At 45.4% G+C, this 9,864-nt stretch carries 11 protein-coding genes; 1 reads left to right on the top strand and 10 read right to left on the bottom strand.

Annotated elements, in window-relative coordinates:
* Positions 1-243: 243 nt before the first annotated feature.
* Positions 244-456: a CRISPR-associated endonuclease Cas2 gene (locus tag MRY86_RS01715; RefSeq protein ID WP_293570988.1), complete on the bottom strand. Its 213-nt coding sequence runs from the start codon at positions 454-456 to the stop codon at positions 244-246.
* A gap of 49 nt (positions 457-505) precedes the next feature.
* On the opposite strand from MRY86_RS01715, the gene MRY86_RS01720 reads away from it, so the two are divergent.
* Entirely contained in the window at positions 506-1,102 is a 597-nt protein-coding gene (locus MRY86_RS01720) for a Uma2 family endonuclease (RefSeq protein ID WP_293570972.1), read from the top strand.
* Positions 1,103-1,165: 63 nt separating this feature from the next.
* Here MRY86_RS01720 and cas2 read toward each other — a convergent pair whose 3' ends face one another.
* The 9 genes from cas2 to MRY86_RS01765 all read right to left on the bottom strand — a co-directional run bounded on the left by cas2 (position 1,166) and on the right by MRY86_RS01765 (position 9,582).
* Positions 1,166-1,429 carry a CRISPR-associated endonuclease Cas2 gene (cas2, locus tag MRY86_RS01725; protein ID WP_293570974.1) on the bottom strand — a complete coding sequence of 88 codons (264 nt, stop codon included), beginning with the start codon at positions 1,427-1,429 and terminating at the stop codon, positions 1,166-1,168.
* Positions 1,429-2,439: a type I-B CRISPR-associated endonuclease Cas1b gene (gene cas1b, locus MRY86_RS01730; RefSeq protein ID WP_293570976.1), complete on the bottom strand. Its 1,011-nt coding sequence runs from the start codon at positions 2,437-2,439 to the stop codon at positions 1,429-1,431. Before cas1b ends, cas2 begins: the two co-directional genes overlap by 1 nt.
* A gap of 11 nt (positions 2,440-2,450) precedes the next feature.
* On the bottom strand, positions 2,451-2,945 hold the full coding sequence (gene cas4 / locus MRY86_RS01735) for a CRISPR-associated protein Cas4 (protein ID WP_293570977.1): 495 nt from the start codon (positions 2,943-2,945) through the stop codon (positions 2,451-2,453).
* Complete coding sequence (locus MRY86_RS01740) at positions 2,942-4,009, bottom strand: hypothetical protein (protein WP_293570979.1); 1,068 nt, start codon at positions 4,007-4,009, stop codon at positions 2,942-2,944. Before MRY86_RS01740 ends, cas4 begins: the two co-directional genes overlap by 4 nt.
* Before the next feature lie 14 nt (positions 4,010-4,023).
* Entirely contained in the window at positions 4,024-5,352 is a 1,329-nt protein-coding gene (locus MRY86_RS01745) for a hypothetical protein (RefSeq protein WP_293570981.1), read from the bottom strand.
* A 3-nt stretch (positions 5,353-5,355) separates the two neighbouring features.
* A complete protein-coding gene (cas3, locus tag MRY86_RS01750) occupies positions 5,356-7,629 on the bottom strand; it encodes a CRISPR-associated helicase Cas3' (protein WP_293570982.1) in 2,274 nt (757 codons plus the stop codon).
* The gene (locus MRY86_RS01755) at positions 7,622-8,218 is read right to left on the bottom strand and encodes a hypothetical protein (protein ID WP_293570984.1); all 597 of its coding nucleotides are present in this window, start codon (positions 8,216-8,218) and stop codon (positions 7,622-7,624) included. Before MRY86_RS01755 ends, cas3 begins: the two co-directional genes overlap by 8 nt.
* A 138-nt stretch (positions 8,219-8,356) precedes the next feature.
* A complete protein-coding gene (cas6, locus tag MRY86_RS01760) occupies positions 8,357-9,022 on the bottom strand; it encodes a CRISPR-associated endoribonuclease Cas6 (RefSeq protein WP_293570986.1) in 666 nt (221 codons plus the stop codon).
* Between the two features lie 230 nt (positions 9,023-9,252).
* The gene (locus MRY86_RS01765) at positions 9,253-9,582 is read right to left on the bottom strand and encodes a DUF5615 family PIN-like protein (protein ID WP_293570987.1); all 330 of its coding nucleotides are present in this window, start codon (positions 9,580-9,582) and stop codon (positions 9,253-9,255) included.
* Positions 9,583-9,864 lie beyond the last annotated feature (282 nt).

Here is a 9,864-nt window from a genome sequence, read left to right on the forward strand (position 1 = left end):
CGTTTCAATTCCAATCTGGTGCGATTAAGCGGCCGGTAAGACCGATATGTAAGTAACTAAATATTAACCAATTGTCAAAGAGCATTGAGCCTTTTTGGCTCCGGTTTTGCTGTCGACCTGCAATAAGTGGATTTACCCCTTAGGTCGACGACTACCTCAATGCGTTGAAGTCCAACGGTATAGCTATAAATTAGCTGAAGCGTTTATGGTCTGCTGCCTTTTCAGGCGGCGGGTCGACGCGTATCAAAGAAACTGGTCGATCTCATTTTTCTCCAATCCGATGACCTGCTTGTCCAAACACAGCTCGTTCCTACTGCTAAAGATAATGATACTGTCGTAAGATTCATCCATAATCTGCCGGGCTTCGAAGATTAGCTCTTTCAGCTTGAGTTCGCTGATCGCGCCCTCGAAGACGGAGTTCTGAATCCAGTTGAGATAGCGGCAGCATGCCGTGATAAACTTGAACTATTAGCCATTTCTCTGTATTTTAGTCAAAAGTAGTGGAATGATTACCAGCATCGATCAATTGGACCTGTCCAAAAAGTACACTTACGCGGACTACCTCAGCTGGCAGCTTGACGAAATGGTGGAACTCATACGCGGGAAAGTCGTCCGCATGGCACCCGCGCCGGGCACTTCCCATCAATCGGCTTCCAGTAATCTGCACGTGATTATTGGCAGCTATCTGATGAATAAAGGTTGTAAGCTGTTCAGCGCCCCGTTTGATGTGCGCCTGCCAGTGCCCGAACCAGAACGAAAGCAGGATAAGACGGAAACCGTCGTGCAGCCCGATCTTTGTATCATATGCGACCTCAGCAAGCTTGATGAACGCGGCTGCAATGGTGCCCCCGACTGGATTATCGAAATCCTCTCCCAAAGCACCGCCCACAAAGACCTGCACGATAAGTTTGAACTCTACCGCCACGCTGGCGTGCAAGAGTATTGGGTGGTCCATCCGGCAGAAGGCACGGTGCTGCCTTACCAGCTGGATGACCACGGGCAGTATAGTTTGCCCCGCTCCACACCCTATACCCTGAAGGAACGTGTGCCGGTGGGGCTGTTTCCTGGGTTTGAGGTGGAGCTGGGGGCGGTGTTTGGGTGACCTTCGGGCACTTGGTAATCTCAAAGAGCATAGAACTTTTTCCAGCAACGGGGTTCACCTACTCTACAAGAACTGGTCGATCTCATTTTTCTCCAATCCGATGACTTGCTTGTCGAGCCAGCGCTCGTTCCTACTGCTAAAGATAATGATACTGTCGTAGGATTCGTCCATAATCTGCCGGGCTTCGAAAATTAGCTCCTTGAGCTTAAGCTCGCTGATCGCGCCTTCGAAGACGGAGTTTTGAATCCAGTTGAGGTAGCGGCGGCACAGTTTCAGCATTTTGCCGACCCGCTTTTGATGAACATCGTAGACCAGGATTACGTACATTACCACCAGATTTTGAAGGGTTCGAACTGAGGCTCCATTTTGAGCAGGTGTTTCGCGAGTTTGTAGCAGTCCAGGCGGAGCAGGTGCCGGTAACTAACTTTGCGTTCTAACTTCCGGTGTTGTATGGTTTGCTGCAGGCGTTCTTCCCAGGCTTGTACCACCTTTTTCCGCCCGGACGGTGAAAGGAAGCAGGCATTATCCACCCAATCGAAGTGTTCGGGGCGGATTTCCCTGCGGTTGCACAACCGGAAGATCAGCCGGTCTACCAGAATAGGCTTGAAAATTTCGGAAATATCCAAAGCCAGGCTGAAACGGCGGGTGCCCGGTTCGTGCAAATAACTCAGGGTCGGGTTAAGCTGTGAATTGTAAATGGCATCGAGGCATACGGTATAGCAAAGTGAATTGCCAAAACTAATGAGTGCGTTGAGCTCGTCTGCCGGTGGCCGCTTGCGCCTCCCCTTCCATTCAAAGGTGTCAATGATGCTATCAAATGACTGGTAGTACGTTTGCCGGGCATTGCCTTCCAACCCCATCAAATGCCCTACATTTTTTGCGTTTGGCAACTCTGCTTTCAGTTGCTCGACCTGCCTGATAATGTCGCTGAGCTCCCGGCCGCGGTTTCCGTAATACTTTAAGTTTTTGAGGATGTTAAACATACTGGCTTCTACGAAGGCCTTCGCTATGCCCAGGCGCTGCGAAGCCTCACGGTAGGCATCAGCCTGAGCAATAAGAAGCTGACCAGCGAGTAAATGTTCTTTAGGGGCAAAGCTTCCGGTGTAGTGTTGATAATAGTCAAAAAAGTGCACCGGGATGTGATTGCGTCCCAAAAAATTGTACAAGGCACTATTGGTATCCAAACTACCAAAAATATAAAGCGCACTTACGCCTTCTACCGGTAGGTACCTTGGCTTCAGGTCCGATCGTTCCTCGGTTGGCTGAGGTTCAAACTTCAGGGTGTTCTCGCGCCGGCTCATGCGCCCGGGATTGAACAGGTAATACGCTTTCTTCATAGCCATACGGTTTATACAAAACAAAAGTCCCGGTACGCACAATTTTTACAATAGGCTTTTTTGACTAAAGCCGGGCAGTGATCTTGTTTCACAATTCGTTCGATTTCAGCTTCCCAGCCTTGGATGTCTTGCCGGATTTCATCGGTAAGCCTTACTGTTCTGCTACGCCGTTGTTTTGGATATTCAAGTATACCCTGTACGCCATCAATACCTGCTTTTTCCAATACATACAGATAGTACTGGACTTGTGCCACATGGGCGTGCTCTAGTTTAGAGCTTTTCTTGACTTCCCGCACCAACTTTTCGCGTGGGTCGAAGTGGTCAATTTTCAGAAACCCCAGGTTGAGCTCCCGCCAGCGGGAAGCGCGGTGGGCGTAGGACTGCTTTCCAATAAGCTTGCCTTCGCCCACCGCAGCGCTGTTGTCCTCCTGCCGCATGCCCCGGTGGTGCAGCCACAGCTTTCGGTGGCAGAGGTGGTAGTAGGTGATGTGGGAGGCGGAGATCATGAAGTTTGCATGACTCCCTTCTGCAATTCTTGCAAAATGTATTGCTCTGCATTATTCATGGCATTACCGTCTACAACCACTTCGCTAACAAAACCTTTTACTGCTGGAGCTAAAAACAACTCAACACCGTCAATAGAATCGTCAATTACTGGTGCTGCCTTGTAAGGCTGCGTTGCGTCTTCCACAATATCTGCACGGATAGCATTGATGATACTATTTGCATTGTTGCTAACAGCCAAAGCTAATGTCCCCTGCGGACTAAAGGTGCGGCTCTGATTACTAGTTATACGCCAGTTGACAATTGCTTTTGCTAAAGCTTTAAGAATCTGACTTTGCCGTTCTGTAGGGGCGTATAAGCGGTCTCCAACTTCCCTCCACCCCTCTTCTTTCAACTCGGCTATTTGCTCTTCAGTAATTTCCGGATCATACTGGTTAGTAGAAACGGAGAAAAGCGTAGTTAAGTCAACAGCTATATCAAAAACAAACAATCCATTTGCTCGGGGGCCTAATTTGAGCCAGTTACGCATGGGAAGCGTTTTATCAGCTTCAGTTAAATACGCTTTTATTTCTTCAGGGCTGAGTTCATCGCCTTTTTCATCTGTAACCCTCACTTTATGATAGCCAGGTTGATCGCTGCGGTCAAATGTACCGCTTTCAGAATCTTCCAATCGAGCCAGGGACGGATGTAATGGCCTCATGGCTGAGATAGAAAGAGGGCTTCTTCTTTTTACAGCGGTAGCACCCTTTTGGGCGCGCATCCATCCACCTATAAGTTGATCGGCATATTTTGGGTCGCAAGGGTTCCAAGGCTCTTTTTGGTCAGATTGTTTGACTTCGCCTGCTTTAGCTTTTTTTAGCTGGTAGTTGAACGTGATAGGGGCACGTCGTTCCCCATCCATGGATTCTACCATAGCATCAAGTATAGAGCGTTTCACTTGTTGGCCACTTGAGTAGGGCTGGGGTTTGTTTGTCAATGCATCCCAATAGTGCTTTTGCCCGTCACTAACGCCAAAGACAGTATGTTCAACTTGGCGCAATCCTCGGATATAAATGAATCTAGACATAGTGATTAATTATTTTAAAGATTATTGTATGCATGCTTAAAGCGTACAAGCGTGATGAATAGCGGGACATTAGTTGCTGGCATCCGCATCAGTTCGTGTACCGTTTTCTCAAAAACGCCTTTCTGCTCAGCAGCAGGAGATTGTTTAAATTCTTCTTCTGTAATAAGGTCAGTCAGTGCGGTTATAAATTGCTTCTTACCGCCTGCTTCTAAGACTTTCGCAACAGCTTGCGAAAGGACTTTTTTACCTCTGGATGAGGGCCCTACCTTAGACAGGACTTCAGCCAGCTCTTGTGCAGTCAAGAGTAACTCTTCGTTCTTAAGCATAGCAATGATCCATGTTTGATATATTCTGAAATTAATGATAGTCTTTTCACTGAATTTGATAGCTTTTGGACTTGTATCCCTAGTTGCCATATATTGCCGGAGGTCTTTAGGCTCAACTGCTTTCAATCCAATTGCTCCCATGCGGCAAGCCTGAAAAAAGCTTAGTTCAGTGTCGTATAGCGCCTCTAAGCTTTTTCTTTCTCTGGTGAAATCCTCTGCGCCGAAGAGTTTCTCGTACAGTGTTGATAACTTTTGTATCTCACCTAGCTTGATCGGCACGAAACCGATGGAAGTATTTGTTTGTCCAAAGGAATAGATATAGGTCATGATATCTGGCTGCTTCGCGATTCGTGCTAAAGCAAAAAGTACGCTGATCCAGGAAGGGGTGACAAAAGCGCTCACTCCATCTTTCATACTCATTGCAGCCGGTGGTGGAAAGTGAGCTAATCGGTCTTTTTCTACTTTTCGATTAGCATTATGTATGAGCCACCAGGCATTCCAACTGTCAATCTGATGAGGTTTGAGGGTGTCATATTGATCGAGGAATTTTCTGTAATAAATCCAGCCCTCTACAATCAAGTCGAGTATTGCTGGCGTCTTTACGAGCAAAGAAACTCCTCCTTTGACCCCGATACCTGCCGCCATTCCAAGCCAAGAGAAGTAAGCATCGTCGGTATGAAAACTAATATCTATTTGACTGATTTGACTTGCAGTTGCAGAAGAAAGTTCTCGGCTAAAACCACCCATAAACAGGTGCCCTTCCCGCCCCTCCAATACTTCAACATCTTCATGAAAAGCAGATAGTGCTGCCTGCCTTACTTCTGCTGTAAGCGGCTTTTTCTTTTTCTGTTTGTATGCTTGATCAAATTTGGAGTTGTTGGCCAGCATAAGATAGCGTTCACTATCAAAAAACAACGGAAAGAACTCTTCGTCAAAGTACGTTTTAACATTGACCTCTCTCCCTGTACGTTCTTTCCAGCGGCTAAAAATCAACTTTCCGATTTCTGCTGAATACATAGACTAAAGGATTTGTGCGTTAGGAGATACTTGCTTTTCTGCGATGAGCCCTCTTCGGTCCTTTTCATCAAACTTATAGCGCTCATCAGGAAGAATTAATGGATAGCTTCCTGACTGCTCGATAGCCAATTTGTTATATCTGTTGAAGTTTCCAGGTACAGGTATCTCGTAAAGTGGCTTTTTATCATGTCGGGCATATCGGTACTCTTCTACTTCACTGGCTAAAACACAGCACTGCCCTTCAATACCCAGGGCTTCAATGATTACACTCCTGGGGCGGTGCTCCAACTTTTTCATCCTGCAGTGGTCGCCCTCTATAAACTGGTAATCATTGGAAGTGGGGATGGGGGCGCTTTCAGGATAGACTTGATCCAGAAGAGATTGTGTCATTTTCTCTTTAAATACATCTCCGTCCGGTAAAACCTCATAAGAGCGTTTAACAACTTCTATATCATAAGGCAAAACCTCCCTGGGTTTTTCAGAAGGAGCAAGGACGTGAATAGGTCTTAATGTCCGCTCACTTTTTGGTTTCCTTTTTCTATTGACTCTGCCGAAGCGCTGAATCAAAGCATCAAGAGGTGCTGCTTCTGTAATCATGCGGTCATAAGAGATATCCAAGCTAACTTCTACAACCTGTGTAGCCACCGCAATCGCTGCTTGGGTTCCGAAGCTGGAGTCTTGTAATTCGATTACCTCTTTTTCAAGTTTTGCTCGGTCCTTTCGCCGATATCGGCTATGAATTAGGACTGTTGGTATATTGCTGTGCTTTTGTCGTAGTGATTCGTAGATTTCTTGTGCTCTTTTTACTTGGTTTGCAACTATCAAGATGCGTTCTCCTTCGGCAAGGGCAAGGTCAACGATTGAATCCATAGCAGTACGATCTATGGGGCTACCTTCATAAGTTTTATGAATGACATGACGGTCAAAATCTTCAAGTATATGCTCATCTAGCTCTACTTGATATACAGAATCTGAACCTCCGAGTATAGTTAATAGCCGATGGGCAAGGGCCGTAGGTAGGGTTGCAGTTCCGATATGCACACTGCATTCCAGCGCAATCAATCGCTGCACTATTTCAAGTACCATTCGTTGTGCTTTATCGCTAAAGGTATGGACCTCGTCTAGAATCACATCTTGTCCACGCACATCTAAAGCTATACTTTCATGACCTGGCGTGCCAAAAACCAAGGCAGACAATTGGTGTGGCGTCATCACTTTAATAGAAGCTCCAGGATGATGCTGCATGTCAACATCTTCAGATGCTTCTTCTGCAATCTTTTTTCCTGCTGGTTCGGTTTCGAGACTGACTTTTGAGGCAGCATGCACTCTCCTTATATCTTCTTTTGGGAAGTCGTCCTTAAACCGTTTATACATGGCATTGATAGATGCCTGGAAAGGTAAAGTGTAGAAAATGCGCCCCTTACACCTTCGAACAAGAAAGTCGGTTTTACCTGCTCCAGTGGGTGCTGTGACCAGTGTATGCTTTTTGGCAACATCTACCTTTACCTGTGAAAGCGGGTACAAATAGGCACGTTCACTCTTCGTCCGCTGCTCATAAGGTTTTGTGTCAGGCACTTTAAATAGTTTAAGAGTCCTCTTTGTTGTTTCATCCTTGAAACCACTTGCAAAATGGTCAGCAGTCATGAGCAATCCGCGATGCGGCGACCAATCATTTGGCACGCTTTCTACATAGTCTATAGCATATTTTAAAGCATCCGATGCTTTTTCTTTAGAGATTTCAATTTTAGGCAAGCCAAATGCTGAAGCGACCTCAATTGCAGCGGGTGCCCATTTATCATAGTAGTTCAAGTGTGTTTCGAGTATCATCGATGGATCTCCAGCTTCTTCTTCCAAGAGGTCAAGCAAACCTCGGCCGGATTTATCTCCAACGATAGATTTGTGATGAGCTACAACCATTTCGACTAACGCCGGCCATTCATTTTTTGGGAAAAGCGGCAAAAATGCCAGAGAAGAGTATTCATGCCGATGCATGGGTACTTTATCCAGATCCCTCCACCTTAGCTCTTTTCTAATTGCTTCGCTTCCTGCCAGCTTTTTGAGCCATTCTTCTCTGTGCTCTTTTGGTTTATCAAGAAGCATCGCTTGAAATACCGGATGCCCTTTGCCCAAGTCATGTAGTATAGCACCTTTTATCGCCAATTCATGATCAAATGAATAGGCTTTTGCGAAAGCCTCAATGGCTTGAACTACATGCAAAGTATGCTCCTCCAGGAACAACAAACCTCTATCTGCACTTTTTGCCAGAAGATTACGCATAATCGTGAAATTGAGAAGCATCACCAATTATTTCAAGTCGACCGTACATAGGAGCGGCTTGATGATACCGATTGTACCCAACCAAAAAGGCTTCATCAAGATGTTCGCCGAACTGTAGCTCAAAGCCTACCAATTCCTCAAATTCAGTCTCAGGCATCGATCGTAGATCAGTAGGATATACTAAGTCTTCATTTCTGCAGAGACATAGGTGCTGTTGGGCCGCGATCTCCGCATCAGGTAGTGACTCAAAAGCCAAGTACAGTATAGGGTTCAAGAGTACGCTGCGGAAGAGAATGCCCTGCTGCCGTCTCATTTTGACTTTTGCTTTTTGACCCTTTATCTTTTTTGTCTCGTAATCCGCCCCTTGAATAACTTCCATTTGCCTTGCTAATCCATTATAGGCGAGCCTGTGACGTTTGATCTTGAATATACCCTGTTCTGAGAGCAATTCCGGGAATAGCTTTTTTTCCATTCCTTCGATTATGCTAGGCGTCAAAAACTGCTGCGAAAATGTCTCTCCATCCCGAACCGCCGTCCAAGGCTTAATAAACCCAAATGGCCCGGTATACTTCACGACATGATAATCCATGAATCAATTTTTTGAAACTAAATACTTTTGCAAATCTGTTGCTTATTCAGAGTGCAAGTTGCTATGGTTTCTCAAACCCGCACCTTGCGGAGGATGCCAGTATTGGCACGGTTGCGTAGGAATTTGCACTCATTATCTTCACCGCAACGCCCCAAACCCAATCCCCGTAGAATGCCCGGCCCCCACATCCCAGGCAAAGCGCACCGCTTCCGGGTCGCCCTCCACAATGACGGGGCAGAAAGTGCCGATCAGGTCAATCTTATTGAAGGTTATTTTTTTCGTCTTCGGGTTTTGATACTCCGGGTCAAAAGCTACGGTGGCGTTGCTGTCCAGACCGGCGCGTTCAAGCTTTTTTTGAAGGGTAGCAGTCATCAGGGCATTCGCATCTTCATCGCCGGGGAAGACAAACTGTTGCCCATTATCCTCTTCCCGCCGTTTCTTGATGAAGATGGGGCTTTGGGCAAAAAATCGCTGCCGCTCCCCAAAATCAGGTGTAGTGCGCATCCTTACTTCTTCTACACGCATGCCCCACTGTATCGTCTCATCCTTAAACAAACCTGATACAGCGCTTTTGTGCAGGCCTTCGAGTGGAGAGCTGATAAAGAACTCCGCGCCATGCCGAAAGTCATAGCCTTTTTTATCCCGGCGCATCTTCCCACCGTATAGCCAGGAAAGAGAATACAACGAAATCTCATCGTGCAGCTCGTTCTCACCGAGCCATTTGTGGAAGGCGCCCACCAATGCCCTTTGATAATTGAAAGGGACGATTTCTGTATTCGGTGTTAATCTCAAATATATCCGCATAAACCATCATTTTATCATCATACACAGTGGCAAAGCTACAGCCACCCCTGGGGCAGCTATCACCCCACCCTTTAAAAACTTTAAACAGAATACTCTTTTATACGCTCATCTACCTACAATGTTTCTAATTAGCGTATTATTGAAAAGCCCGGTTTAGGTGCGATTAAAATGAAAAGATTAAGAGTCACGCATATGTTTCAATTCCTTTAACCGGGCTATTTCCAGCATATTTAAATGCTAATCTTCAATACGCCTTTGTCACTTGTCATAAAGTACTTAATCGATGTTTCCTGTTTTTCAATGATTGCTTTAATCTCTTTATTGGTACAGTTCCCCAGTTGCAACCAGATGATCTTTGGAGGGTGTCCTTTTTGGTTCAGGAGTGCCACAAAGTCTTTATCTTTAGTCATTATGTGAAAGCCTTTTTGCTTGGCGTACTCCCAGACTTCTATATCTTCTGCCCTTTCCAATGATATTTGAGAAACATGTATTATACCAGGATAGACTTCTTCGAGTTCTTCGCTTAATCTCGGGGTTATGTTATTGTCTAAAAGAATCATTTTTAAATCATTTTGACGGTCAATGCCTCATTTACGTTTTATGTTTTAATAATACCATTTATGACTTCATATCTTTAAACGTCACTCATATCGGGTTAAATTTATAGAAAAATCTTACAACTACAACATTTTTGTTAAAAAGTCAGTCAATTCACCCTTAAACCAAAGCGTGTTATAGTCCCTACTACTCTACCCGATGGTTATGATTGAGATTTGAAAAAAGCGAGGAAAAGCAAGATTTTGTGGTTTACCACAACTACAAAACATACTTTTCCTCATGGA

Origin of the sequence: Phaeodactylibacter sp. (assembly GCF_022763345.1) — a bacterium.
Taxonomy (GTDB): domain Bacteria; phylum Bacteroidota; class Bacteroidia; order Chitinophagales; family Saprospiraceae; genus Phaeodactylibacter.

Excerpts from the sequence above, each read along its gene's own strand:
- MRY86_RS01720 (WP_293570972.1), top strand. The coding sequence starts at position 506 with ATGATTACCAGCATCGATCAATTGGACCTGTCCAAAAAGTACACTTAC.
- cas2 (WP_293570974.1), bottom strand. The coding sequence starts at position 1,429 with ATGTACGTAATCCTGGTCTACGATGTTCATCAAAAGCGGGTCGGCAAA.
- cas1b (WP_293570976.1), bottom strand. The coding sequence starts at position 2,439 with ATGAAGAAAGCGTATTACCTGTTCAATCCCGGGCGCATGAGCCGGCGC.
- cas4 (WP_293570977.1), bottom strand. The coding sequence starts at position 2,945 with ATGATCTCCGCCTCCCACATCACCTACTACCACCTCTGCCACCGAAAG.
- MRY86_RS01740 (WP_293570979.1), bottom strand. The coding sequence starts at position 4,009 with ATGTCTAGATTCATTTATATCCGAGGATTGCGCCAAGTTGAACATACT.
- MRY86_RS01745 (WP_293570981.1), bottom strand. The coding sequence starts at position 5,352 with ATGTATTCAGCAGAAATCGGAAAGTTGATTTTTAGCCGCTGGAAAGAA.
- cas3 (WP_293570982.1), bottom strand. The coding sequence starts at position 7,629 with ATGCGTAATCTTCTGGCAAAAAGTGCAGATAGAGGTTTGTTGTTCCTG.
- MRY86_RS01755 (WP_293570984.1), bottom strand. The coding sequence starts at position 8,218 with ATGGATTATCATGTCGTGAAGTATACCGGGCCATTTGGGTTTATTAAG.
- cas6 (WP_293570986.1), bottom strand. The coding sequence starts at position 9,022 with ATGCGGATATATTTGAGATTAACACCGAATACAGAAATCGTCCCTTTC.
- MRY86_RS01765 (WP_293570987.1), bottom strand. The coding sequence starts at position 9,582 with ATGATTCTTTTAGACAATAACATAACCCCGAGATTAAGCGAAGAACTC.